We start from the raw sequence: 25,506 nt of genomic DNA on the forward strand, positions 1-25,506 counted from the left end.
TTCCACCCCCCATAAACGGAGCGTGAGGCGAGGAAAAGCGCCCCGGCCCCGCAGTTGTCAGCCTCCCTGCACGCGGCTAGGCTGGCGCCCGCGAGGATCGCCGCCGGAAGAACGATCAGGGAGTGGGGCAGATGACGAACATGCGCGGGATCGACCGCCTGATCCGGGCGGGGCTGATGGCGGCCGCCCTCGCCGGCCCCTTCGCGGGTGCGGCGATGGCCCAGTCCGTCACCACCAAGCAATACGAGGATGGCGGCGTCTACGAGGGCCAGTTCCTCAATGGCAAGCAGCACGGGCAGGGGACGTATCGCCTGCCGAACGGCTACGAGTATTCCGGCGAGTGGTTCGAGGGAGAGATCCGCGGACAGGGCACCGCCACCTACCCCAACGGCTCCGTCTACGAGGGCCAGTTCGCCGCCGGCAAGCCGAACGGCGTCGGCCAGATCACCTTCGCCGACGGCGGCACCTACGAGGGCGAGTGGCAAGACGGCAAGATCACCGGGCAGGGCGTCGCCACCTATGCCAACGGCGTGCGCTACGAGGGCGAGTTCCGCAATGCCATGCACCACGGGCAGGGCGAGATGACGACGCCGTCGGGCTACGTCTACTCCGGCACCTGGGTCAACGGCGTGAAGGAAGGCGAGGGCACGATCACCTACGCCGACGGCTCGGTCTACACCGGCACCCTCACCAACGGTGAGCGCGACGGGGAGGGCACGCTGACGATGCCCGACGGGCTCACCTACGAGGGCCAGTGGGTCGAGGGCCAGATGCAGGGCACCGGCACGCTCACCCAGCCGGGCGGAGACGTCTACGAGGGCGATCTTGTCGCCGGCCGGCGCGAGGGGACGGGCCGCGTCACCTATGCCAACGGCGACGTCTACGAGGGCGGCTTCCAGGAGGATCGCCGCCACGGGCAGGGCACCTTCACCGCACAGGACGGCTACAAGTACGTCGGCGCGTGGGAGGCCGGCCAGATCGAGGGGATCGGCGAGGTCACCTACCCCGACGGCTCCGTCTATTCCGGCGAATTCGCCGACGATCTCGCCAACGGGCAGGGCCTCATCACCTATGCCGACGGCTCGACCTACGAGGGCGGCTGGGTCAATGGCGTGATCGAGGGCGAGGGCGTGGCCACTTATGCCAACGGGCTGGTCTACGAGGGCTCCTTCGTCGGCGGCCGCAACGAGGGACAGGGCACGATGACCTACCCCGACGGCTACAGCTACACGGGCGGCTGGTCGGGTGGCCAGCGCGAGGGCGAGGGCACGGCGACCTATGCCGACGGCACCGTCTATGTCGGCGAGTTCCAGGGCGGGCAGCGCCACGGCACCGGCACGATCACCATGCCCGACGGCTTCACCTACGAGGGCCAGTGGGTCGACGGCGAGATCTCCGGCGAGGGCGTGGCCACCTACGCCAACGGCGACGTCTACGAAGGCAGCTTCGAGGGCGGCCGCCGGCAGGGCGAAGGCACGATGCGCTACGCCTCCGGCGAGGTCGCCTCGGGCGACTGGCGCGACGGCGCGCTGACCGAAGGCTCCGTCGCCGAACCGGGCGAGGCGCCGCAAATGCCTGAGGTGGACGATGCGCCCGCCACGGCGGAGGCCCCGGACGAGGCTGGCGCAGAGGACGACTCCGAGATCGTCCTCGACGGCGAGATCGAGATCGAATAGCGCGATCCGCCCGCCTCTCCCCACGCTCACCGCGCCGCGGCAGGCCCCGGCGCGCCGGGGTGGGCGGGCGGGAGGCGGGCCGGGGCCTGACGCCCCCGCCGCCGTCTCCCCGCCCGCCATGGCGCGCCCCGGCGCCGGCCGTTCACCTCAAATCCATGGCTGCGTCCCAGAATCCCGGGCAGCCGGGCGCTCTTTTGCCATATTCTGCGTCTATCCCGCCCTGGCAAATGTAAGGTAAATTGTCTCTACCGGGCCTGCCCCGGCAGCGGCGGACGGATCGGGATGCTCGAATTCATCAATGTCAGCAAGAGCTTCTGGACGGGCAAGCGCCGCAAGGTGATCCTCGACCGCGCCTCCTTCCGGGTGGAGCTGGGCCAGTCGCTCGGCATCCTCGCCCCCAACGGCACCGGCAAGACGACGCTGATCAACATGATGGCGGGGCTGGAGAAACCCGACGAGGGCAAGATCGTCCGCGACTGCCGCGTCTCCTTCCCCTTGGGCTTCATGGGCGGGGTGAACAACAAGCATTCGGCGCGCGAGAACTCCCGCTACATCGCCCGGCTCTACGGGCTCGACCCCGATTACGTCGAGGCGTTCTGCCGCTGGCTGACCGGGATCGAGGAATACTTCGACATGCCTGTCGGCACCTATTCCGCCGGGATGCGCAGCCGCTTCACCTTCTCGCTGCTGCTGGCGCTGGATTTCGACATCTACCTGATCGACGAGGGCATGCCGCAGACGACCGACGCCGCCTTCAACCAGAAGGCCGGCGACATCCTGCGCGAGCGGCTGGAGACGACCACCGTCGTCATCGTCTCGCACCTGCCCGACGTGCTGGAGCGCTTCGCGCGCACCGCCGCCGTGCTGAAAGACGGGCGCCTGACCATGTTCGACACGCTGGAAGAGGCCAGGGAGCTCTATGACTACCAAGCCTAAGGTCCGCAAGTTCCGCCTCCGCCGCGCCGCGCCACTCACCATCGGCTCCACCGCGCTGAGCACGGAGGTGACGACGCAAGCGCCCGCCCCCTCCAGCGCCGCCGAGGCGATCGACGCCATCCGCGCCGAGGGGCTGACCGGCCGCCAGCTACGCATGGCCCGCCGCGTCGCGCAGAAGCACGGGCTTGCCGTCACCTCCGATTTCGATGCCGTCCGCCAGCTCCGAGCGAAGGGCATCGACCCCTTCCAGCGCTCCAACATCCTCGAGCTCGTCGTCCCCGGCGAGAGCGAGGCGGGTGAAGAGCCCGCCGCCGCGCCCGAGGAGGCAGCCCCAGAACCGGCGCCGGAGGCCCTGCCCGCCACCACGCCCCGCAAGGGCGGCGAGCTGAAGGCGAAGGCCCGGGTGCAGCTGCCGCAGACGGTGCCCGAGAGGAAGACGCTCCCCTCCACCGAGCGGGTGGAGCCGAAGAAAACGGCCGCCGCCGCCGGCTTCGCCGAGGTCCAGCAGATCCAGCGGGACATGGCGCGCCGCCGCCGCCGGCGCATGGTCCTGCTCACGCTGCGCCTCGCGGTGCTCGTGGCGCTGCCGACGCTGCTTGCCGGGATCTATTTCACCCGAATCGCCACGCCGATGTACGCGACCCACTCGGAGTTCGTCATCCAGCAGGCCGAACCGGCCTCCGCCGGCGCCGGGCTCGGCGGGCTGCTGCAGGGCACCTCGATGGCCACGCAGCAGGATTCCATCACCGTGCAATCCTACCTCTCCAGCCGCGCCGCCTTCCGCCGGCTGAACGAGGAGCACGACTTCCGCGACATCTACTCCGCCCCCGCCATCGACGCGATCCAGCGGCTCGACCCGGAGGCGACCAACGAGGAGGCCTACCGGACCTACCAGGATCACGTGAAGATCAGCTACGACCCGACCGAAGGCATCGTGAAGATGGAGGTCATCGCCCCCGACCCGGCGGTGAGCCAGAATTTCTCCGAAGCGCTGATCGACTACGCCGAGGAGCAGGTCGACCAGCTCACCTCGCGCCTGCGCGCCGATTCCATGGCCGGCGCCCAGGAGGCCTACGAGCAGGCCGAGGCGCGCCGCGCCACCGCGCTGGAGGACTGGCTGACCATCCAGGAGGCGGCGCAGCAGATCGACCCCATCGGCGAGACGGCGGCCCGCACCCAGCAGATCTCGCAGCTGGAGACCCAGCGCCAGCAGCTCCAGCTGGAGCTGCAGACCCGCCTCAACGTCGCCCGCCCCAACGCCGCACAGGTGGAGGCGCTGCAGGGCCAGATCGCCGGCATCGAGGAGCTGATCGCCGGTTTGCGCTCGGAAATGACGGACGAGGCGACGCAAGGCGGCTCGCTGGCCGCGCGCAACACCGAGCTGCGCACGGCGGAGGAGAACTACACCTTCCAGACGCTCATGGTGCAGCAGGCCCTGCAGGCGATGGAGGTGGCGCGGCAGGAGGCCAACCGACAGGTCCGCTACCTCTCCCTCGGCGTCGAGCCCGTCGCCCCCGACGAGCCCAGCTACCCCCGCGCCTTCGAGAACACGCTGCTGGCCTTCCTCCTCTTCGCCGGCATCTACCTGATGATCTCCCTCACCGCCTCGATCCTCCGCGAACAGATCGCGTCCTAGGCGGGAGTGCCCGCAGGGCGGGCTTCAGCCCGCCACCCCCGAGGCGCGCGCCGCCTGCCAGCGGACTCGGCAGGGCGCCCCTCGCCCCACGCCGCCTCCACCCGCGCGCACCATCGCAGGCGCAGGGCGAGCGCCGGCCCGTGGGGTGGCGCCCCGACGGGTCCGCTCCTTATGGTGCCATCACCTCCTCGCTGAGACCTCCGCGCCCAGCCCAACCAGAGCGCCAGCCCGCGGGGCGAGCCGGCGCGCGCCCTGCGCCTTAGGCGCGCACCGGGCGGGGGAATGAGCGGCGGAGATGTCGCGCCGGTGGGTTAGAAACCCACCCTACGAGGTGCCGGCACCGGGCGGGGGATGGCGGAAACGTGGGGATCGGTGGGTTGAAAACCCACCCTACGAAGTGGCGTCAGCGGAGAGGCCCGTCCCCGTAGTGTGGGTTTTCAACCCACCAAACCACCCGCCACCGCCCCGTCCATCGCCCGCGGCTTCGGCCCCCCGGCCGCCCAGTCGAGCAGCTCCACGGTGTGCACGATCGGCACGCCCGCGGCTTGCCCGATCTGCATCATGCAGCCGATGTTGCCGGCGGCGATCACGTCCGGCGCTGTCGCCCGCAAGGTCTCCACCTTCCGCGCCTTCAGCTCGGCGGAAATCTCCGGCTGCATGAGGTTGTACGTCCCCGCCGACCCGCAGCAGAGATGGCTGTCGGCCGGCTCCACCACGCGGAAACCGGCGGCACGCAGCAGCGCCTTCGGCGCCGCCTTCACCTTCTGCCCGTGCTGCAGCGAGCAGGCGGCGTGGTAGGCGACCGTCAGCCCCTCGGGCCCGACGGCGCGCGGCTCCCGCCCCTCCAGCCCCGCCACGCCCTGCTTCGCCGGCTGCGCGGTGGCGGCATCGGCGGTCGGCATCAGCTCCGCCAGCAGCTCGGAGACATCCATGGCCAGCGCCGAGACGCGCGCCGCCGGCTCCGCCAGGTCGCTCTGGCGGAACATGTGGCCGTAATCCTTCACCGTCGTCCCGCAGCCGGAGGTGTTGATGACGATGGCGTCGAGCCCCTCGCCCGCCATCTCCGCCTCCCACGCCCGGATGTTGCGCCCGGCGCTGCCATGCGCCTCGCGCTCCTTGCCCATGTGGTGGGTCAGCGCCCCGCAGCACCCCGCCCCTTTTGCCACGACGACCTCGCAGCCCAGCCGCCGCAGCAGCCGGATCGTCGCGTCGTTGATATCGGTGTTCAGCGCCTTCTGCGCGCAGCCCGTCATCAGCGCGACGCGCTTCTTCCGGTCCCCGATGGCCGGAAAGACCTGCGCATCGTCATTGCGGCTGACGGGGGGCAGGCGCTTCGGCGCCATCTCCACCATCGCTCTCAGCCGCTTGTCGGGCAGGAGCCCCCGCACCGGCCGCGCCAGCTTCGCCGCCGCCAGCGCCGCGCGGAAGCGCATCGGGTGGGGCAGGATGCGGGCCAGCATCCAGCGCAGCGCCCGGTCAGCGAGGGGGCGCTCGTAGCGCTCCTCGATATAGGCGCGGGCATGGTCGACGAGGTGCATGTAATGGACGCCCGACGGGCAGGTCGTCATGCAGGCGAGGCAGGAGAGGCAGCGGTCGATATGGGTGACCGTCCGGGCATCCGGCACCCGCTCGTTCTCCAGCATGTCCTTCATCAGGTAGATGCGCCCGCGGGGGGAATCGAGCTCGTCGCCCAGTACCTGGTAGGTCGGGCAGGTCGCGGTGCAAAAGCCGCAATGGACACAGGCGCGCAGGATCTCGTTGGCCCGCGCGGTGCCAAGATCCTCCAGCTGCTCGGCCGTGAAGTTCGTCTGCATCAGCCTGCTCCCGCAAAGATCCCGCGCGGATCGAAGGCGCGCGTCAGCCCGCCCGTCAGCCGCGCCACGCCGGCCGGCTCCGGCTGCAGCGCCGGCACTCCGGCCGGCACCCCGCCCCGCCGCACCAGCGTCGCGTGGCCGCCGAGCCGCTCGACGGCCGCCCGCACCTCTTCGGCGCGACCGTCGCCGCCGACCAGCAGCCAGACGAGCCCGCCGCCCCAGTCGACCACCGCCTCCTCGCCCAGCGCCTCCAGCAGCTCCGGCGCCCGCCCCGGCCGCACCGCGACGCGCCACACCGCGCCCTCTTTCCCGTGGAACGGCGCCACGTCGCGCACGCCCCGCCAGAGCGCGGCGCTCGCCTCGCCCTCGAGGACCTCCCAGTCCCCGCCGAGCCGCGCCGCCAGCGCGCCCTGCCGATAGGCGACGCTCTCCGCCAGCCCCTCCAGCCGGATCAGCGTCCGCCCGCCCGAGACGGCGGCCCCCGTCACCTCGAAGGGCGAGCCCAGCGCCGCCGCAAGCACAGGCACGCCGCCCTCCCCGGCCAGCGTCACCTCCGTCTCCGGCACCGGCAGCACCTTGAGCGACACCTCGGTGATCACCCCCAGCCGCCCTCGGCTGCCGGCCATCAGCTTGACGAGGTCATAGCCGGTGACGTTCTTCATCACCCGGCCGCCGTTCTTCACGACGTGCCCCCGCCCGTCCACGAAGCGCACGCCGAGGCAGAAATCCCGTGCCGCCCCCGCGACCACGCGCCTCGGGCCGGAGACGTTTCCGGCCACCACCCCGCCGATCGTCGGCTGCCCGGAGGTCCCCAGAAGCCCCCGATGATCCATCGGCTCGAAGGCCAGCCGCTGCCCCTCCGCCGCCAGCGCCGCCTCCACCTCGGCGAGCGGCGTGCCCGCCCCCGCCACCAGCGTCAGCGCCCCCGGCTCGTAGAGGCGGATGCCGGTCAGACCCGCCGCCGACAGCCGCTCGCCCTCACCCGTCATCCCGCGCGTGAACCCGCCGCCCACGCTCAGCGGCGCGTTCCGCCCGGCCAGCAGCTCCGCCAGCTCCTCTTCGCTACCAATCTCTCGCATCTCGCTTTTCTTCAAATATCCCGGGGGGAGTCGCCAACGGCGACGGGGGGCTGGCCCCCCTGCCGACGCCGCTCGCTCGCGCCCAGCGGGAACACCTTGGCGGGGTTCAGCAGCCAGTGCGGGTCGAAGACGTCCTTCACGGCCATCTGCGCCTCCAGATCCGCCTCGCCGTACTGCACGGCCATCAGGTCCCGCTTCTCCACGCCGACGCCGTGCTCACCGGTCAGGCAGCCGCCGGCCTCGACGCAGAGCGTCAGGATCTCCGCGCCCAGCGCCTCGGCCTCCTCCAGCTGTCCCGGCGCGTTGGCATCGAAGATGATGAGCGGATGCATGTTGCCGTCCCCGGCGTGGAAGACGTTCGCCACCTTCAGCCCCCGCGCCGCCGCCAGCTCTCCGATCCGGCGGAGGACCATGGGCAGCTCGCTGACCGGGATGGTGCCGTCGAGGCAGATGTAGTCGCCCATCTGCCCCATCGCCCCGAAGGCGCTCTTGCGGCCCATCCAGATGCGCGCCGCCTCGTCGGCATCCGCCGCCTCGCGCAGCTCCACCGGGTCGAAGCTGCGGGCGATGGCGCCGATGCGGGCCAGCTGCGCGTCGATCTCCGCCGGGCTGCCCTCGACCTCGACGATGAGCAGCGCTTCGCACATCGGGTAGCCGGCGCCGGAGAAGGCCTCTGTCGCCTCGATGCAGGGCCGGTCCATGAACTCGATGGCGACGGGCAGGAGCCCGGCGCGGATGATGGCGGAAACGCAGGCGCCCGCCGTCTCGGAGCTGTCGAAGCCGATCAGCACGGGGCGCGCGCCCTCGGGCTTGGGCAGGATGCGCAGCCACGCCTCCGTCACCACGCCGAGCTGCCCTTCGGAGCCGCAGATGACGCCGAGCAGGTCCAGCCCCGGCGCATCCATCCACGGCCCGCCGATCTCCACCACCTCGCCCTCCATCGTGACCATCGTCAGCCCTAGCAGGTTGTTCGTCGTCACCCCGTATTTCAGGCAATGCGCGCCGCCGGAATTCATCGCGATGTTGCCGGCGATGGCGCAGGCGAGCTGGCTCGACGGGTCGGGGGCGTAGAAGAAGCCCGCCTCCTCCACCGCGCCGGTGACGGAGAGGTTGGTGCGCCCCGTCTCCAGCCGGATCACCCGGTCGGCGTAGTCCACCTCCAGCACGCGGGTCATGCGGGCGAGGCCGAGGATGACGCTGTCCGCCGTCGGCAGCGACCCGCCCGCGAGCGAGGTGCCGGCGCCGCGGGGGACGACGGGCACGCCCTCCTCCGAGCAGATGCGCATCGCGGCGGCGACCTCCGCCGTCGTCCGCGGCAGGACGGCGGCGAGCGGCGGGCAGCGGTAGGCGGTGAGGGCGTCGCATTCGTAGGCGCGCAGCTCGACAGGGTCGGAGATGACGGCGCCGGGCAGGGCCGCCTCCAGCCGGGCGACGACCTGCGCTGTCTTCGCCAGCACGGCGGCGTCGGGCACAGGCATCTGCATGGGGGCGGTCCTCCTTGGGGCGAAAGGCTAGGCCCCGGGCGCGGGAGGGGCAAGGGACGACCCGCACCGCCCCGCGCCGCCGGCGAAGGGAGATTGCGCCCGCCCGCGCCCGGCCCCATGCTCGGGCCCATGCAGGTCGACCACCTCCTCGCCGTCATCTCGCCATGGGACATCGCCGCGCTGGCGCTCCTCCTCTGCGCCTGGCTGCTGATCGGCTGGCGGATCGAGCACCCGGGGCGCACGCCCTCCGTCACCGTGCTGATGGCCGGCTACCGGCGCGAATGGATGCGGCAATATGTCCGCCGCGAGAACCGCATCTTCGACGCCCAGCTCCTCGGCACGCTGCGGCAGGGGACGAGCTTCTTCGCCTCCACCTCGCTGCTCTCCATCGGCGCCGTGCTGGCGCTGGTCGGCAACACGGCCCCGCTGGAGAACGTCGCGCAGGAGCTGGGGCAGGACACGGCGCCGGCGCTCCTCTGGCAGGTGAAGCTCCTCGTGGTGGCGCTCTTCCTCGCCCAGGCCTTCCTGCGCTTCGTCTGGTCGCACCGGCTCTTCGGCTACTGCGCCGTCGTCATGGGCGCCGTGCCGGCCGAGCCGGGCGCCGCGGGGGCGGAAGAGCGGGCGGCGCAGGCGGCGGAGCTGAACATCCGCGCGGCGTGGAACTTCAACCGCGGGCTGCGCGCGATGTACTTCTCGCTCGGCGCGCTCGCGTGGCTCCTCGGCCCCGCGGCGCTGGCGCTGGCGGCGGCAGTGGTGACGTGGGTCCTGTGGAGCCGGGAGTTCGCCTCCGCCTCCCGCAAGGTGCTGCAGGACGCGCCCTGAGCGCCGTGAAACCGGCGTCACCAACGGGCCACGAACCGGTGGCACGCGCCGGCCGCGAAGTTTATCATGGGGCTCATGTCACACCCGGCCCGCATCGAAGAGCATGACGACGCCCTGCGGGCCGCGGGCCTGCGCGTCACGCGCCAGCGCCGCGCCATCCTGCAGGTGCTGACGCAGGCGGACGATCACCCCGACGTGCCCGAGCTGCATCGCCGCGTGCAGGCGGAGGAGCCGGCCGTCTCGCTGGCCACCGTCTACCGGACCCTTGCGGCCCTCTCCGAGAAGGGCGTCGTGCAGAAGCTCGCCTTCGAGGGCGCGCCCGCCCGGTTTGAGACGTCGGACGCGCCGCATCACGACCATATCGTCGATCTCGACACCGGCGAGGTGATCGAGTTCGTCTCCGCCGAGATCGAGCGCCTGCAGCGCGAGGTCGCCCGGCGGCACGGCTACGAGATCGTCAGCCACAAGCTGGAGCTCTACTGCCGCAAGCGCTGAACGGGCCGCGGCGAGCAGTCCCGGGATCTCGCGGGCCGGTTCTCTCCGTCATGGCGATCTACGCCCGACCCTCCACGAGAAACCCCTGCGCACCGCCAGTCGAGGCCGTCCGCGCGTGCTGGCGCGGGGTGTTTCCCGTCGCGCGCTTGATCGGCAAGGCCGCGCCAGAGAGCTTCGCCGGCATCGCCGAAGCGGCGGGCAAGGCGTGCTCCTCCCCGCGGTCGCCGGCGTCGTCCCGCTGTCAAAGGCGATCCCAGCGCCTGTCGCCCTCGAGTCGACGGGCGCCCCCAAGGGAAAGCTCGTCATTGGGCCCATGCAGTGCGGGAGACCGAGCTGTGGGGTTCCGCCACCACTGACGTGAAGGTGTCTCGGCAACACTGGCATCGCCGCGGGCGGCGACCCACACTCCCCGCATGACGCCCCAATCGACACTTGGCAGAGGCCTGCCCTCAGCCGGAGACAAGCTGCAGGCACGGTATACCTCGCCGGCCCCGGGGTGCCGATCCGGCCTCTCGGGCTCTCCCCGCCCCTTGCGCCCGGCCCCGCTCCATGTGTCTGTGGGCCCACGACATTTGCCAAAGGTACCGCCATGAGATCCATCGCCCTCGCCCTCGCCCTGCTGCCCGCATCCGCCGGCGCACAGGACCTGCTCGATCTCTCCTGGGAGGAGGTCGTGGAAGAGGCGCGCGGCGGCGAGGTGAACTTCTTCCTCTGGGGCGGGGCCGACAACATCAACCGCTATGTCAGCGAGTATCTCGGCGGCCTCCTGAAGCCCTACGAGATCACCCTCAACCGCGTCGGCGTGGCGGATACAACCGAGGCGGTGAACCTCGTCCTCGGCGAGAAGGCCGCCGGCAATGACAACGAGGGCGCCGTCGACCTCATCTGGATCAACGGCGAGAACTTCCGCACCATGATGGAGGCCGATCTCGCCTATTGCGGCTACACCGATCTGCTGCCCAACGCCGAGTATGTCGACTGGCAGAGCCCCGCCATCGCCTACGATTTCGGGCTGGCCACGGAGGGCTGCGAGGTGCCGTGGTCGGGCGCGCAATTCGCCTTTGCCTATGACAGCGCGCGGATGGACGAGCCGCCCCGCTCCATCGAGGCGATCCTCGATTTCGCCCGTGAAAACCCCGGCCAGTTCACCTACCCCGCCCCGCCCGATTTCAACGGCGCCGCCTTCGTGCGCCATGTCTTCTACGAGGTCGCCGGCGGGCCGGACCGGCTGCTCGGCGATTTCGACCAGCAGGTGTTCGACGAGGTGGCCGGCGAGACGTGGGAGCTGCTCAACGAGCTCGAGCCCAGCCTCTGGCGCGAGGGGGCGACCTATCCCACCTCGATCACCCAGCTGCAGCAGCTCTTCGCCAATGGCGAGGTGGCCCTCAGCTTCGAGTACAACCCCAGCCAGTTCGGTGCCGGGGTCGAGGCGGGCCAGTTCCCCGAGACGGTGCGCAGCTACGGGCTGGACGGCGGCACGCTGGCGAACACCAACTACACGCTGATCCCCTACAACGCGGCCAACAAGGCCGCGGCGCTGGTGCTGCAGAACCTCATCCTCTCGCCCGAGGCGCAGCTGGAGAAGGCGCGCCCCGAGGTCTGGGGCGCCGCCTCGGTGCTGGTGGAGGATCGCCTGCCCTCGGACGTGCAGGAGAGCTTCGCCGCCCTGCCCTCCCACCCCTCCGTCGTGTCCCCGGCCGAGCTGGCCGGCGCGGCGCTGCCGGAGCTGTCGGCGGACTGGATCGCCGCCATCGAGGCGGGGTGGATCGAGACCGTCGGCACCCGGTAGCGGCGCATGCGCCGCGCCCCCACCCTGCTGCTCCTCGCGCCGGTGCTGCTGGTGCTGGTGCCGCTCTTCGGCGGGGCGCTGCTTTTCGGCGCCGCCCGCAGCCTCGGCCACATGCCGGAGATCGGGATGGACGGCTGGTCGCTCGCCCCGTGGCGGGAGGTGCTGACCGACCCGCAGACATGGCGCGCCCTCGCCCTGTCGCTCTGGATCGCCGCCGCCGCCACCGCCCTGTCGCTGGTGGCGGGGACGGCGCTGGCCCTCGGCCTCGCCCGCCCGTTCCGCGGCGCCGGGCTGGCGCGGCTCCTCGTGCAGGTGAACCTGACGGTGCCGCACCTGCTCGCCGGGGCGGGGGTGCTGCTGCTCCTCTCCCAGTCGGGCCTCGCCGCTCGGGGGGCGGCGGCCTTCGGCTGGATCGACGCGCCCGCGGAGTTCCCGGCGCTGGTCTGGGACAGGGCGGCGGCCGGCACCATCGCGGCCTACGTGGTCAAGGAAGTCCCCTTCGTCACGCTCCTCGCCCTCTCCACCCTCGCCAGCCTCGGCCCCGGCCCGGTGGAGGCGGCGCGCACCACCGGCGCCAGCCGCTGGCAGGCCCTGCGCTTCGTCACCCTGCCCGCCCTCGCCCCGACCCTCTCCGCCGCCGGCGCCATCACCTTCGCCTTCGCCTTCGGCGCCTACGAGCTGCCGGCGCTCCTCGGCGCCTCCCACCCGCTCGCCCTGCCAGTGCTGGCCTGGCAGAAGGAGACGGCGACCTCGCTGACGGAGCGGCCGGAGGCGATGGCCCTCGCGCTGATGACGGCGGCGGTGGCGGCGGGGCTGGTCGGGCTCGTGGCGCGGGCGCGGCGATGACCGGGCCGGGGCGCAGGTGGAGAGACCCGGGGCTCTGCCCCGGACCCCGCGGCATTTTCGGCCAGATGAAAACCGAGACGGACCCGGCCGGTCACCCCACCCTTCACCGGTCTGCCCCCGGGCGGGCCGGCCTGCCACCCCGCCCCCCTTTCATCTGGCCGAAAATACCGCGGGGGTCCGGGGGCTGGCCCCCGGTCCTCCCGGCGCCACAAGCGCGCCGCCGGTACGGAGCGGCCCGATGAGACCCGCCCTCGTCTGGCTCGCCGCGGCCCTGCTGCTCCTGCCGCTCCTGCCGCTTATCCCCTGGGCCTTCGCCCGCGGCTGGTTCTTCCCCGACCTGCTGCCCTCTCGCTGGAGCCTCGCCGCCTGGGACTACGCGCTCTCCCCCGCCGGCGGACTGCTGCCGGCGCTCGGGGTGACGACGCTGATCGCCGCCCTCGCCGCCACCGTCTCCCTTGCCCTCGCCCTGCCCGCCGCCCGGGCGCTGGGGCAGCGGAGCTTTCCGGGCAAGGGCGCGATGATGCTGCTCGTCCTCGCGCCCGTGCTGGTGCCGGGGCTGGCGGTGACGATGGGGCTGCAGGGGCTGATGACGCGGGCAGAGCTGACGGGGACGCTCGCCGGCGTGACGCTCGTCCACCTCATCCCCGTGCTGCCCTACGCCACGCTCCTGCTCGCGGCGCTCTTCTCCGGGCTCGACCCGGACGAGGAGGCGCAGGCGCGCTCGCTCGGCGCCTCGCCCGCCGCCGCCTTCGCCCGCGTCACCCTTCCCGCCCTCTCCCCCGGGCTCGCCGCCGCCTGGGCGCTCGGCTTCCTCGTCTCGTGGAGCCAGTACGCCCCCACCCTCGTCGCCGGCGCCGGGCAGGTGCAGACGCTGCCGCTGCTGCTCTTCGCCTTCCTCTCCTCCGGGCGGCACGACATCGCCGGCGCCATCGGGCTGGTCTACCTCGTCCCCGGCCTCCTCGTGCTCGCCCTCGCCTCGCGCACCCTCGGCCGCGGCCTGGGGGCGAGCCGATGAGCCGGCTGGAGCTGGAGGGGCTGAGCCATGGCTACGGGGAGACGCCGGTCCTGCAGGGGCTGACGCTCGCCGCCGAGGCGGGGGCGCTGACGGCCCTCCTCGGCCCCTCCGGCTGCGGCAAGAGCACGGCGCTGCGCATCGCCGCCGGCCTGCTGGCGCCGGCCTCGGGCACCGTGCGGATCGGCGGGCGGGATGTCACGCGCATCCCGCCGGAGCGTCGCGGGGCGGTGATGGTCTTCCAGTCGCCCCACCTCTTCCCCAAGATGAGCGTGGCGGAGAACGTCGGCTTCGGCCTCAGGATGCGCCGGCGCCCGGCGGCGGAGACGGCGCGGCAGGTGGCGGCGATGCTGGAACGCACCGGCCTCGAGGGCCTCGGCGCGCGGCGGCCCGCGGAGCTCTCCGGTGGGCAGGCGCAGCGCGCCGCCCTCGCCCGGGCGCTGGTGCTGGAGCCGCAGGTGCTGCTGCTCGACGAGCCGCTCTCCAGCCTCGACGCGGGCCTGCGCTCGGGGATGCGGGCGCTGATCCGCGAGCTGCAGCGCGAGACGGGCACGACCACGCTCGTCGTCACCCATGACCAGGCGGAGGCGGCGGCTCTCGCCTCCCACGTGGCGCTGATGCTTGGCGGGCGCATCGCGCAGGAGGGCCCGCCGGAGGAGATCTACGCCCGCCCCGTCAGCGCAGAAGTCGCCCGTTTCTTCGGCGCCGAAACCTTCCTGCCCGGCCATGGCCGCGGCACGAGCTTCTCCAGCCCCGTCGGCCCGCTCGCCCTCTCCGCGCCCGCCATCGGCCCCGGCACCCTGACGATCCGGCCAGAGGCGATCCGCCCCGGCGCGGGCCAGAACACCCTCTCCGCCCGGCTGGTGGAGGCGGAATTCCTCGGCACCGCGACGCGGCTGCAGCTCGACGTCTCCGGCACGATCCTCACGGCCCTTTGGCGCCCGGCGGAGGCGGCGGGCCTCTCCCCGGGGGACATCGTGCAGATCCACCTGCCGGCAGAGAACCTCTGGCGTCTGCCCTCCGCCTGAGCCCCCGGCCCCGCCGCGAGAGGCCGCTGCCCCGGCACGCGGGGTGGGTGGGCGGGGAGCGTGCCGGGGCAGCGGCCGGGGCCGCCCCTACTGGCCGAGCTGCCTCAGCGCCTCGGCCAGCAGCGCCTCCCGCCCCTCCGAGATGTCGAGGCGGACCGCCTCCCCGGGGCCCGGCGGTTCCAGCGCCTCGAACTGGCTCTGAAGCAGCGACGTCGGCATGTAGTGCCCCTTCCGCAGCGCCATGCGCCCGACGATCAGCTCGTAGGAGCCGTCCATCCAGAGGAACGTCAGCGGCCCCGCCCCGGCGCGCAGCCGGTCGCGGTAGGCCCGCTTCAGTGCCGAGCAGGCGGCGATCACCGGCGGCTCCTCCGACGCCAGCACCCCGGCGACCCTGTCGAGCCACGGCCAGCGATCCTCGTCCGTCAACGGGATGCCGGCCGCCATCTTCGCCCGGTTGGCTTCGGGGTGCAGCGCGTCGCCCTCGATGAAGCGCCCGCCCAGCAACTGCGCCAGATCCGCGCCCAGCGTCGACTTCCCGCAGCCGGAGACGCCCATGACCACGACGCGCATCTAGACGCTCGCCGTCAGGCCGCCGTCGACGTAGAGCGTCAGGCCGTTGACGTAGCTCGCGGCGTCGGAGGCGAGGAAGATGCAGGCGCCGGCCAGCTCGTCCACCTGTCCCCAGCGGCCCTGCGGCACGCGCCCCTGCAGCCAGCCGTGGAACTCCGGATCGTCCCGCAGGGCGCGGTTCAGCTCGGTCTCGAAATAGCCCGGCGCGATGGCATTGCAGTTGAGGCCGCGGCGCCCCCAGTCCGTCGCCATGCCTTTGGTAAGGTTCGCCACCGCCCCCTTCGTCGCCGTGTAGGGCGCGATGGTGGGCCGGGCGAGCATCGAGTTGACGGAGGCGACGTTGATGATCCGCCCCCGCCCGCGCGCCAGCATATGCGGCGCCACGCATTGCGAGACGTTGAAGACCCCGGTCACGTTGATTTCCATCAGCCGGGCGAACTCCTCCGGCGGGAAGGCCTCCAGCGGCGCCCGGTGCTGCACGCCGGCGTTGTTGACGAGGATGTCGATCGCGCCGACCTCCTCCTCGAAGAGCGTCACGGCGGCGGAGACGGCGGCGCGATCGGCCACGTCGAAGGCCAGCGTGCGCGCGCCGGGGATGGCGGCCGCCGCCTCCTCCAGCGCCGCCTCGTTGCGGCCGTTGAGCACCACCTCGGCGCCAGCCGCGGCCAGCCCCTTGGCGAGCGCATGCCCGATGCCGCGGCTGGCGCCGGTGATCAGCGCGCGGCGGCCGGTCAGGTCGAACAGGTCCATGGCATCCTCCCTCTGTCGCGGAGGAGCCGACAGCCCCCGCCCCCCGGTGTCAAGCCGGTCGGGCGTTGCCTGTTCCCGCCTTTGGCCCCATCTAGGGGGCAAAAGGAGCGCCCACATGGACAGACAAGCAGATATCGGCCTCGTCGGCCTCGGCACGATGGGCGCGGCCCTCAGCCTGAACATCGCCGAGAAGGGCTTCGACATCGCGGTCTGGAACCGCAAGTCAGACCGGCCCCACGAGTTCCGCAAGCAGGCCGGAGAGCTCGGCGCCCGCATCCATCCCGCCGATACGCTGGAGGATCTGGTCGCCTCGCTGAGCACGCCGCGCGCCATCATCCTGATGATCCCGTCGGGAGACCCGGTGGACGACATGATCGCGAAGCTCCGCCCGCTGCTGGACGCGGACGACCTGATCATCGACGCCGGCAACGCCAATTTCCACGACACCATCCGGCGCACCGCCGATTCGGGCGGCCCCTTCCTCGGCATGGGCGTCTCCGGCGGCGAGGAGGGCGCGCGCCACGGGCCCTCCATCATGGGCGGCGGCAAGCGCGAGCACTGGGACCGCGTCGCGCCGATCCTCGAGGCGATCTCCGCCAAGTACGAGGGCGCCCCCTGCGCAGCGTGGATGGGCGAATCCGGCGCGGGCCACTTCGTGAAGACCGTCCACAACGGCATCGAGTATGCCGACATGCAGATGATCGCCGAGACCTACGGCATCCTGCGCGACGGCCACGGCATGTCCGCCCCGGACATCGCCCCCGTCTTCGCCGGCTGGAACGAGGGGGTGCTGCAGAGCTACCTCGTCGAGATCTCCGCCAAGGTCGCCGCCGCGACCGACGCCGCGACGGGCGGCCCGCTCCTCGAGGTCATCGTCGACGCCGCGGGGCAGAAGGGCACCGGCCGCTGGACGGTGATCGAGGCGCAGCACCTCGCCGCGCCCGTCCCCGCCATCGAGGCGGCCGTGGTCGCCCGCAACCTCTCCGCCCGGCGGGAGGAGCGCGCGACGGGCGAGAGCCTCTTCGGCGCCGCCCCCAAGCCGCTGCCCGAGGGCGCGCTGGAGCCGGCGCTGTTGGAGGAGGCGCTGATCTGCGGCAAGATCATGTGCTATGCGCAGGGCTTCACGATGATCGCCGCCGCCGCCCGCCAGTTCGGCTGGACGCTGGACCTGCCGGCCATCGCCCGCGTATGGCGCGAGGGCTGCATCATCCGCTCGGCGATGCTCAACGACATGGCCGACGCCCTGGCGGAGGACCCGGACCGCAACCTGCTCTTCGCGCCCTTCTTCGCGGCGCACGTCAAGCGGACGCAGCACGCCCTGCGCGAGGTCGTCTCGATGGCCACCGCCCATGGCCTCGCGGTGCCGGCCCTCTCCTCCGGCCTCGCCTATTTCGACCAGATGCGCACGGCGCGCGGCACGGCGAACATGATCCAGGGCCAGCGCGATTTCTTCGGCCTGCACGGCTTCGCCCGCCTCGACGACGGCACCACCGGCCAGCACGGCCCCTGGGCCGACGCCGCCGCCAACCCCGACGACACCTCCGGCAAGCAGGGCTGACCGGGCTCGCGCTTTATGTGAGGTACCTTCCGGGGGGCAGACAGCCCCCCGGAACGGGGCCTGCCCTTGCCCTGCCCTTCGGCGCGGAAAGGGCGGAACCGGTCGCCCTCGTAGGGGGTGTTTCCAACCCACCTTCCCCTCCGAACCCCACGCACCGCCCGCACGCAGGGCGAGCGCCGGCCCGTGGGGTGGCGCTCCGGTGTCCGAGCCGACGCGCATTATGGCGGCCACCACCTCTCCGGCCCCCGCTGAGCACCAAGTCCAAACACAGCGCCAGCCCGCGGGACGGGCCGGCGCTCGCCCTGCGCCCTTGGCGCGTACCGGGCGGGGGAGCAGCTCAAGCCAGTCACCCTCGTAGGGTGGGTTTCGAACCCACCTCCGCGCCTAACCGCCGCGCACCACCCGCACGCAGAGCGAGCACCAGGCGGGGGAGCAGCTCGGGCGTTGCGCCCGCCTCCTACCGCCGCAGTCGCGCCAGAAGCGCCGGGGTCGCCCGGCCGTCCGCCAGCAGCCCCTCGGCCGTCTGGTAGGCCCGCACCGCCGCCTCGGTGTCGCCGCCCATCATCCCGTCCACGCCGCCGGTGTCGTAGCCCCGCGCAGTCAGCCGCTCCTGCAGCTCGCGCAGCTCGGGCGGGCTGAGGATCTCCTCGGCCCCGGGGAACTGCACCCGCAGCCCTCCCGCCCCCGCCAGCCGGTCGGAGAGATGCCCGACCGCCAGCGCGTAGATATCGGCGTTGTTGTAGCGCTTGATGACGTCGAAGTTGCGGAAGACGAGGAACGCCGGCCCCTCGGCCCCCGTCGGCAGGAAGAGCCGCCCCTCCGGCAGCCCCCCGAGCGCCCCGCCATCGGCGCGCGCCACGCCCAGCGCCGCCCAGTCGCCGGCACTCCGCGCCCCGGTCGGGCCGGCGTAGCCGGAGGGCAGACGCACCTCGAGCCCCCAGGGCTCGCCCGTGCGCCAGCCGCTGCGGGCGAGGTAGTTGGCGGTGGAGGCGAGCGCATCCGTCGGGTCGTCGCCCCATATGTCGCGCCGCCCGTCGCCGGTGCCGTCCACCGCCAGCGACAGGTAGGAGGAAGGGATGAACTGCGTGTGCCCCATCGCGCCGGCCCAAGAGCCGAGCATCCGCTCCGGGCTCACCTCTCCGGCGGCGATGATGCGCAGCGCGTCAATGAGCTGCCCCTCGAAGAAGGCCCCCCGACGGCCGTCATGGGCCAGCGTGGCGAGGGCGGAGACGACGGGGAAGTCGCCGCGCCGCGTGCCGTAGGCGCTCTCCATCCCCCAGATGGCGGCGACGACGCCCGCCGGCACGCCGTATTGCGCCTCCAGCCCCCGGAAGGCCGCCTCACGGGCGCGCAGCGCCGCCCGCCCGTTGGCGACGCGCTCCTCGCTGACGATGCGGGCGAAGTAGGCGGCGTAGGTGAGGTTGCTCTCCGCCTGGTTGCGGTCCTTCTCGATCACCTCGGGGATGTAGCCGGCGCCGCCGAGCGCCCGCGACACCACGGGCTCCGGCAGGCCCGCGGCGAGGGCGCGGGGGCGGAAGCCGGTGAGCCAGGCGTCGAAGGCGGCATTCTGAACGATCTCGACGCCTCCCCCCGATGTCGTCTCGGCTGGCCGCGCGGACATCCCGCAGCCGGCCAGAGCCACGATGGTGGCCAGCACGGCCAAAGACAAGTCACGCATCAAAAGCACCCCTTATGTCCCGGACAGACGTAGCGGGCGCGCCGGCCGCGGACCTACACGAGCGCGTCAACGGCCCGTGATCGGCACGTGAACGCCGGCAGGTGGGGGAGAGGAGCCCCCGCCGGGCGCCCGGGGTGGGCGGGCGGGAGCGCGGCCGGCGGGGGTGCGCCCTCAGCCGGGCGCGGCGGCGGGGCTGTCCTCGCTACGCTGCAGACGAAAGCTGGCCAGCACCATCGGCACCACCAGCGCGCAGGCCAGCGCGCTGCCGAGGAAGGCGCTCGCCCCGAAGGCCTGGTAGAGCAGGCCGAAACCCGCGACGATCATCACCGAGCCGCCCTGCTGCATCACGCCGAAGAGGCTCTGCGCCTCCGCCGCCACCCGCTCGTCGGTGCGGTTGGCGATGAAGTAGAGGCAACCGAGCAGAGAGCCGGTGAAGGTGATGCTCTGCAACAGCTGCAGCGGCACCAGCACCCAGACCGGCGGCGCGAAGGCCATGACCGCCCAGCGCAGCACCGACGTCAACGCCGCGAGGAGGATGAGCGTGCGTGCGGAGAAGCGCTTCTCCAGCCCCGCCCAGGCGAGCATCGTCACGGCCTCCGCCCCGGCGCCCAGCGCCACGAGCGCACCGATCGTCTCTTCGGGGATGCCCTGCTGCTTCCAGACGAGGGCGGAATAGGCGTTCATCACCATGTGCGTGGCGAAGATCACCGCCCCGCCGATCAGCGGCAGCAGGATCCACAGCTTCAGCTGCCCGATCAGCTCCGCCGAGAGGAGCCCGCCCTTGCCGGTGGGCCGCTCCGCCCCCGCCTCGCGCATCCTCGGCAGGCGGGCGGAGTGCAAAAAGCGCAGCGCTCCGGCGACCAGCAGCAGCCAGAGGAAGGCGTCATCCCCCCAGCGCGACGCCGCCCAGCCGGTGACGAGGCAGATGGAGAGGAAGCCCACCGTCCCCAGCCCCCGCACCACGCCGAAGGAGAAGCCCTTGCGGCGCGACAGGCGGATCGAGGCGGCGTCCCCCACCGGGCCCACGAGGCCGGCCGGTACGGTCGTCAGCATCCATAGCGCCAGCAGCGGCCAGAGGCTCCACCCCGCGGCGAAGAAGAGCGGCACGGTGGCTGCGAAGGCGAGCCCGTGGCCGAGGACGATGGCCCGCTTCCAGTCGCGCGCCCTATCGGCGAGCCGGCCGAAGAAGACGGCGGTGAGCAGCATTGCCAGCATGGGCAGGGCGGTGAAATAGCCGATCTGGCTGTCGCTGAGGCCGCGGTTCTCCAGCCAGATCGGCAGGTAGGTCGCGACGACCGCCGGCACCATGTAGAGCGTGATGTAAAAGCGGGCGACGGCCCGATGCTCCGGCCCGATGCGCAGGCGCTCCGCCAGGGAGGCCATCACGGGCGCCGCCCCGCTCTCACAGCTTGATCTGCAGCTTGACGTCGCTCGCCCGCCCCTCCGCCGCCCGCTCGAAGGCAGAAACGCTCTCCTCGAAGGGGAAGGTGGCGGAGATCAGCGGCGTCAGGTCCACCTTGCCGGAGGCGATGAGCGCCACGGCCCGGTCGAAGACGTTGGCATAGCGGAAGACGGTGCGGATCGTCGCCTCGCGCGCGATGGCGGCGTTGGTGTCGAAGGGCACCGGCTCCACCGGCAGGCCGACGAGCACCGCCGTGCCGCCGGGGCGCAGGCTGTCGAACATGGTCGCATAGGCCGGCGGGGCGCCGGCGCATTCGAAGACGATATCCGCCCCCCAGCCACCGGTCGCCTCGGCCACGGTCTCCGCCAGCGGCCGCTCGCGGATATCCACCGTCTCTATCCCGTCGTAGGCGGCGGCGATGGCCAGCTTCTCGGCCGAAAGGTCCGCCACGATCACCCGCGCGCAGCCGCCGGCGAGGGCCGCGAGGGCCACCATGATGCCGATGGGCCCGGCGCCGATGACGGCGGCGGTGTCGCCCGGCGTGATCCCCGCCTTCGCCGCCGCCTGCATGCCGATGGCGAAGGGCTCGACCATCGCGCCCTCGGCGAAGCTGACGTGATCCGGCAGCTTGAAGCAGTACTCGGCCGGGTGCGTCACGCGTGGCGTCAGCAAGCCGTGGATCGGCGGGGTGGCCCAGAAGGTGACGGCGGGGTCGACGTTGTACATGCCCAGCCGGCTCGCCCGGCTGCGCGGGTCGGGCACGCCCGGCTCCATGCAGACGCGGTCACCCACGGAGAGGCCCGTCACGCCCTCGCCCAGGGCGGAGACGGTGCCGGCGGCCTCGTGCCCCAGCACCATCGGAGCCTCGACGACGAAATGGCCGATACGGCCGTGGGTGTAGTAATGCACGTCGCTGCCGCAGATGCCGACGGTGTCGATGTCGATCGCCACCTCGCCGGGGCCCGGCTCGACCTTCAGCTCGATCTCGCGCAGGGCCAGCCGCCCCTTCTCTTCCAGCACCAGCGCCCGCGCCATGGCCACACCTCTTCTCTCAGCAATTCGGTTGATCCGCCCGGCAATCCCCGCGGGGTTGTCAGACAATCCCTCTTAGCCCTGCCCCACGCCGCCCTCAATGCGGGCGGCGTGGGCGCGGGGCCGGAGGGCAGACCCGGGGCGGGCACCGGTCATGGAGCCCGCCCCGGCCCGTCTCAGAGCGACTTGCCGGCCTCGATGGAGAGGCGGGCGAAGCGGTCGTCGTCGGCGGGGTTGTCATGCTCCATGACGAACCAGCGGGCGTTGGTCCGGGTCTTGAGCGCCTGCATGAGCGAGGGCCAGTTGAGGGTGCCGTGGCCGACATCGGCCCAGCCATCCTCGTCGGGCGCCGAGCCGGGGGGAGCGATGTCCTTGACGTGGGCCGCGACGATCCGGTCGCCGTACTTGGCGATCCACGTCTCCGGGTCCTCGCCCGAGACCGCCACCCAGGCCACGTCCATCTCCAGCGCCAGCCGGTCATCGGCGGCCAGGATCAGGTCCAGCGGCTTCTCCGCCCCTTCGATATCGGCGAACTCGAAGGCGTGGTTGTGCCAGCCGAAGGTGAGCCCGGCGTCCCAGTAGGGCTTGCCCGCCTCCGCCAGCTCGCGCCCGAAGGCGGCCCAGCCGGCGGCGTCCTTGACCCGCTCGTCGGCGGGGATGGCGGGCACGACGACCGCCTCCATCCCCGTCTGCTTCACGATGTCCAGCACCCGGCCCGAATCGTCGCGTACCTGCGTGAAGCCGAAATGCCCCGTCGGCATGGAGAGCCCGGTGTCGCCGAGAAGACGCATCAGCTCGTCGGTCTTGTCCTTGTCGGCGTAGAGGCCGCCGTAGCCCTCGACGCCCTTGTAGCCATAGGCGGCGAGCATCTTGAGCGTCTCGCCCAGCGGGCCGAAATTGCGGGAAGAATAAAGCTGGTAGTTATAGTCTGTCATGTCTGCCTCTTAATCGAATTCTGGGGCCCAGGAGCCGCTCACAAGCCGGCGGCCCTCGTCGAGGCCCCGGATATCTTCCATCTCCGCCTCTGTCAGGCTGAGGTCCAGCGCGCGCAGGTTGGCGGCGATATGCTCCGGCTTCGACGACGTGGGGATGACGACGTGCCCTTCCGCCAGAAGGAAGGCGAGCGTCACCTGCGCGACGGTCGCGTCATGCGCCCCGGCGATCTGCTCCATCACCGCGTTGCCCATGACCTCGCCGCGGGCGAGCGGGCAATAGGCGGTGTTGGGGATGCCGAGCGCGCGGCAGTGCTCGACGATGGGCCGGTTCTGCATCAAAGGATGGATCTCCACCTGGTTGGTGGCGATGTTCTCCGCCCCGAGAATCTCCACCGCCCGGTCCATGTGCCGCTTGGTGAAGTTGGAGACGCCGATATGCGTCGTCAGCCCCGCCTCCTTCACCGCGGCGAACTGGCCGAGGTAATCCTCGATGGCGTACTCGTCGCCGACGGAGGGCCAGTGGACGAGCAGCAGGTCCACCCGCTCCAGCCCCAGCCGCTCCAGCGAGGCCTCGGCGGCCGGGCGCACCTGCCCCGGGCCCAGATGCTCGGGCTTGACCTTGGTGGTGACGAAGAGCGCGTCGCGGGCGAGGCCGCTCTCCTTGATGGCGGTGCCCACGGACTCCTCGTTGCCGTAGCCCTCCGCCGTGTCGATGTGGCGATAGCCGGCCTCGAGCGCCGCGCTGGTGCAGGCGCGGGCCTCGTCGCCGTTGCGCTGCCAGGTGCCGTAGCCGATGCGTGGCAGCACCCCGATACGATCCGTCGCGGTCATGTCCCCTCCCCTATTGTCTGACAATACTTGCCGGGCAAGCTAACCTCGCGCTCCGGGATGTCCAGCCGCCCCCTGCGGTGGACAGGCCCGGTGGACAGGCCCGCCCGCCGGGCCACCTGAGGCGGAAGAAGGAGACAAGCACATGGTCAAGACGCTACCCGGCCCCGCCGGCATCCCCGCCCTCGGCTTCGGCACCGTGCGACGCAAGGGCGAGGACGGCATCGCCCCGATCCTTGCCGCCATCGAGTCCGGCTGCCGGCACATCGACACGGCGCAGGCCTATGGCACCGAGGCGGAGGTGGGCGAGGCCGTCCGCCGCAGCGGGCTGCCGCGCGATGAGCTCTTCGTGGTGACGAAGATCGACCCGGCCAATTTCGGCGAGGGCAAGCTGATCCCGTCGCTGGAGGAGAGCCTGCGCCAGCTGGAGATGGAGGCGGTCGACCTGACGCTGATCCACTGGCCGTCGCCCAATGGCGAGGTGCCGCTGGAGGTCTACCTCCGCCAGCTGGCAGAGGCGAAGGCGCGGGGGCTGACGCGGCACATCGGCGTGTCGAACTTCCCCATCGCCCTACTGAAGGAGGCGACCGCCATCCTCGGCGAGGGGGAGATCGCCTGCAACCAGGTGGAGCTGAACCCGCTCTTCAAGAACCGGACGCTCGCCGACTGGTGCCAGGACGCCGGGATCGGCGTCGTCTGCTACCAGCCCATCGCCGGCGGGCGCATGGGCGAGGATGCCGAGATCACCGCCATCGCCGAGGCGCGCGGCGCCACCCCGGCGCAGGTGGCGCTCGCGTGGGAGCTGGCGAAGGGGTATTGCGCCATCCCCACCACCTCGAAGCCCGAGCGGGCGCGCGAGAACATGGGGGCGCTGGAGCTCTCCCTGACGGAGGACGAGATCGCCACCATCGACTCCATCCCGGATGTCGGCCGGCGGATCGACCCGGAGACAGCGCCCGAGTGGGACTGAGCGGGCGGCGCAGTCCATGTGGACTGCGCAAGCGGAAACCCTATGGTTTCCGCCCCCCGGCCTACTCCGCCGCGTGAGAGGCCGCCCCCGCCGCGCCGCCATCGATGAGCGGGCAGACCGGGGCGGCGCCCGTCTCCGCCATCGTGCGCGACAGCTCCGTCTGGCAGAAATCGACGATGCCGCGGAAGATGCGGGCATAGGTGCCGTGGGTCAGCAGGTGCTTGCGCATGGCGATCACCACCTTCCGCGACATCCCCGGCAGCACGTAGAGCCGCATCTGCTGGCGCATCGTGGCGGGCAGGTGCGCGGCGGTGGAGATGGGCAGGTGCGCCGTCGCCAGCCCCTCGGCGACGAAGCTCGCAGCCACGGTGAAGCTCGGCGCCCCGAAGCTGCCCATCGCCGCCGGCAGGTGCGTCCGGTACCACTCGTCGGAGGGGGCGCGCGTCGGCACCGAGCCGTCGATCTCCACGTAGCGCAGCAGCTCGGGGCGGATGCGATCGGGCTCGGCGCCGGGAGAGAAGGCGTAGCGCAGGTCGTCCTCGCTCACCGTGGCGGGCACGGCGAGGGCGATATGATCCTCGTAGAGCTGGTCGACCGCGAAGGAGGAGGCCTCGGCCCCCAGCACCTCGGAGGCGAGGATGGCGACGTTGACCTTGTGCATCCTGAGCTGCTCGAAGAGCGCGGAGGAGTTGAGGTCGTAGACCACCTCGAACTTGGCGAAATCCGTCTCCCGCATGGCGATCTTGGCGGCGGCCATCACGAAGGTGCCGCGCATCGCCGGCGTGATCCCCATGCGCAGCACGACGGAGCCGTTGCGGAAGCGCTGCTCATGCTCGCGCAGCACCGACTGCATCTCGCGCAGCATGTCTTCGGCGTGGCGGAACCAGAATTCCCCCGCCGGCGTCAGCGCCACGGTGCCGGTGCGGTTGCGCTCGATCAGGCGGGCCCCCAGCGTCTCCTCCAGCTTGGCGAGCTGCTGGCTGATGGAGGGCTGGCTGAGGCCGATGCGCTGCGAGGCACGGGTGATCGTGCCGGCGACGACGACGCCGTAGAAGATCTCCAGCTGGCGGAACTTGATGTCGACGCTGCTGGCGGTGCCCGGGCGCAGGCCGGTTGTGAGGTTGCTCATAAGGGGTTTCCCTCCCCCGGGCCCTGTCCAGGCATGG

General features: G+C 72.0%; 22 protein-coding genes. 11 read left to right on the forward strand and 11 right to left on the reverse strand.

Going from position 1 to position 25,506, the window contains the following annotated elements:
• The first annotated feature begins 140 nt into the window (after window positions 1-140).
• The 3 genes from GY170_RS15495 (at window position 141) to GY170_RS15505 (ending at window position 4,248) form a co-directional block, all read left to right on the forward strand.
• Complete coding sequence (locus GY170_RS15495; protein WP_394351497.1) at window positions 141-1,676, forward strand: MORN repeat-containing protein; 1,536 nt, start codon at window positions 141-143, stop codon at window positions 1,674-1,676.
• A gap of 282 nt (window positions 1,677-1,958) precedes the next feature.
• A complete protein-coding gene (locus GY170_RS15500; RefSeq protein ID WP_163895228.1) occupies window positions 1,959-2,612 on the forward strand; it encodes an ABC transporter ATP-binding protein in 654 nt (217 codons plus the stop codon).
• Window positions 2,596-4,248, forward strand: a complete 1,653-nt coding sequence (locus GY170_RS15505; RefSeq protein WP_163895230.1) for a KpsE/RkpR family capsule polysaccharide export protein — start codon at window positions 2,596-2,598, stop codon at window positions 4,246-4,248. Before GY170_RS15500 ends, GY170_RS15505 begins: the two co-directional genes overlap by 17 nt.
• Before the next feature lie 437 nt (window positions 4,249-4,685).
• Here the strand turns inward: GY170_RS15505 and glcF are convergent, their stop codons facing one another.
• The 3 genes from glcF to GY170_RS15520 are packed head-to-tail and all read right to left on the reverse strand — an operon-like array spanning window position 4,686 to window position 8,625.
• A complete protein-coding gene (gene glcF, locus GY170_RS15510) occupies window positions 4,686-6,062 on the reverse strand; it encodes a glycolate oxidase subunit GlcF (RefSeq protein WP_163895232.1) in 1,377 nt (458 codons plus the stop codon).
• On the reverse strand, window positions 6,062-7,141 hold the full coding sequence (locus GY170_RS15515; RefSeq protein ID WP_163895234.1) for an FAD-binding protein: 1,080 nt from the start codon (window positions 7,139-7,141) through the stop codon (window positions 6,062-6,064). The genes glcF and GY170_RS15515 overlap by 1 nt, the downstream gene beginning before the upstream one ends.
• 11 nt (window positions 7,142-7,152) lie before the next feature.
• The gene (locus tag GY170_RS15520; protein ID WP_163895236.1) at window positions 7,153-8,625 is read right to left on the reverse strand and encodes an FAD-linked oxidase C-terminal domain-containing protein; all 1,473 of its coding nucleotides are present in this window, start codon (window positions 8,623-8,625) and stop codon (window positions 7,153-7,155) included.
• Between the two features lie 129 nt (window positions 8,626-8,754).
• Between GY170_RS15520 and GY170_RS15525 the strand changes: the two genes are divergently transcribed.
• From GY170_RS15525 to GY170_RS15550, 6 genes are all read left to right on the forward strand, one after another.
• Window positions 8,755-9,447 (forward strand): DUF599 domain-containing protein, encoded by a 693-nt coding sequence (locus GY170_RS15525; protein WP_163895238.1) that lies wholly within the window; start codon window positions 8,755-8,757, stop codon window positions 9,445-9,447.
• A gap of 75 nt (window positions 9,448-9,522) precedes the next feature.
• Complete coding sequence (locus GY170_RS15530; protein ID WP_163895400.1) at window positions 9,523-9,942, forward strand: Fur family transcriptional regulator; 420 nt, start codon at window positions 9,523-9,525, stop codon at window positions 9,940-9,942.
• A 589-nt stretch (window positions 9,943-10,531) separates the two neighbouring features.
• On the forward strand, window positions 10,532-11,731 hold the full coding sequence (locus GY170_RS15535) for an ABC transporter substrate-binding protein (RefSeq protein WP_163895240.1): 1,200 nt from the start codon (window positions 10,532-10,534) through the stop codon (window positions 11,729-11,731).
• Between the two features lie 6 nt (window positions 11,732-11,737).
• Entirely contained in the window at window positions 11,738-12,577 is an 840-nt protein-coding gene (locus tag GY170_RS15540) for an ABC transporter permease (RefSeq protein ID WP_163895242.1), read from the forward strand.
• A 238-nt stretch (window positions 12,578-12,815) separates the two neighbouring features.
• Window positions 12,816-13,592: an ABC transporter permease gene (locus GY170_RS15545; RefSeq protein WP_163895243.1), complete on the forward strand. Its 777-nt coding sequence runs from the start codon at window positions 12,816-12,818 to the stop codon at window positions 13,590-13,592.
• A complete protein-coding gene (locus GY170_RS15550; protein ID WP_163895245.1) occupies window positions 13,589-14,617 on the forward strand; it encodes an ABC transporter ATP-binding protein in 1,029 nt (342 codons plus the stop codon). The genes GY170_RS15545 and GY170_RS15550 overlap by 4 nt, the downstream gene beginning before the upstream one ends.
• A gap of 87 nt (window positions 14,618-14,704) precedes the next feature.
• On the opposite strand, the gene GY170_RS15555 is transcribed toward GY170_RS15550, so the two are convergent.
• On the reverse strand, window positions 14,705-15,187 hold the full coding sequence (locus GY170_RS15555; protein ID WP_163895247.1) for a gluconokinase: 483 nt from the start codon (window positions 15,185-15,187) through the stop codon (window positions 14,705-14,707).
• Window positions 15,188-15,937, reverse strand: a complete 750-nt coding sequence (locus tag GY170_RS15560; protein WP_163895249.1) for a glucose 1-dehydrogenase — start codon at window positions 15,935-15,937, stop codon at window positions 15,188-15,190.
• Between the two features lie 115 nt (window positions 15,938-16,052).
• On the opposite strand from GY170_RS15560, the gene gnd reads away from it, so the two are divergent.
• Window positions 16,053-17,495 (forward strand): NADP-dependent phosphogluconate dehydrogenase, encoded by a 1,443-nt coding sequence (gene gnd / locus GY170_RS15565; protein WP_163895251.1) that lies wholly within the window; start codon window positions 16,053-16,055, stop codon window positions 17,493-17,495.
• A gap of 457 nt (window positions 17,496-17,952) precedes the next feature.
• Here gnd and GY170_RS15570 read toward each other — a convergent pair whose 3' ends face one another.
• The 5 genes from GY170_RS15570 to GY170_RS15590 all read right to left on the reverse strand — a co-directional run bounded on the left by GY170_RS15570 (window position 17,953) and on the right by GY170_RS15590 (window position 23,373).
• The gene (locus GY170_RS15570) at window positions 17,953-19,173 is read right to left on the reverse strand and encodes a lytic murein transglycosylase (RefSeq protein ID WP_163895253.1); all 1,221 of its coding nucleotides are present in this window, start codon (window positions 19,171-19,173) and stop codon (window positions 17,953-17,955) included.
• 171 nt (window positions 19,174-19,344) lie between these two features.
• On the reverse strand, window positions 19,345-20,556 hold the full coding sequence (locus GY170_RS15575) for an MFS transporter (protein WP_167803324.1): 1,212 nt from the start codon (window positions 20,554-20,556) through the stop codon (window positions 19,345-19,347).
• Window positions 20,557-20,575: 19 nt separating this feature from the next.
• Complete coding sequence (locus GY170_RS15580; RefSeq protein WP_163895257.1) at window positions 20,576-21,610, reverse strand: NAD(P)-dependent alcohol dehydrogenase; 1,035 nt, start codon at window positions 21,608-21,610, stop codon at window positions 20,576-20,578.
• Window positions 21,611-21,783: 173 nt separating this feature from the next.
• The gene (locus tag GY170_RS15585; RefSeq protein ID WP_163895259.1) at window positions 21,784-22,542 is read right to left on the reverse strand and encodes a sugar phosphate isomerase/epimerase family protein; all 759 of its coding nucleotides are present in this window, start codon (window positions 22,540-22,542) and stop codon (window positions 21,784-21,786) included.
• A 9-nt stretch (window positions 22,543-22,551) separates the two neighbouring features.
• Window positions 22,552-23,373: an aldo/keto reductase gene (locus GY170_RS15590; protein WP_163895261.1), complete on the reverse strand. Its 822-nt coding sequence runs from the start codon at window positions 23,371-23,373 to the stop codon at window positions 22,552-22,554.
• 142 nt (window positions 23,374-23,515) lie between these two features.
• Between GY170_RS15590 and GY170_RS15595 the strand changes: the two genes are divergently transcribed.
• Window positions 23,516-24,340 carry an aldo/keto reductase gene (locus GY170_RS15595; protein ID WP_163895263.1) on the forward strand — a complete coding sequence of 275 codons (825 nt, stop codon included), beginning with the start codon at window positions 23,516-23,518 and terminating at the stop codon, window positions 24,338-24,340.
• Window positions 24,341-24,401: 61 nt separating this feature from the next.
• Here GY170_RS15595 and GY170_RS15600 read toward each other — a convergent pair whose 3' ends face one another.
• Window positions 24,402-25,469: a LysR family transcriptional regulator gene (locus tag GY170_RS15600; protein ID WP_163895265.1), complete on the reverse strand. Its 1,068-nt coding sequence runs from the start codon at window positions 25,467-25,469 to the stop codon at window positions 24,402-24,404.
• Window positions 25,470-25,506 lie beyond the last annotated feature (37 nt).

Source organism: Pseudoroseicyclus tamaricis (assembly GCF_012070395.1).
GTDB lineage: Bacteria > Pseudomonadota > Alphaproteobacteria > Rhodobacterales > Rhodobacteraceae > Pseudoroseicyclus_A > Pseudoroseicyclus_A tamaricis.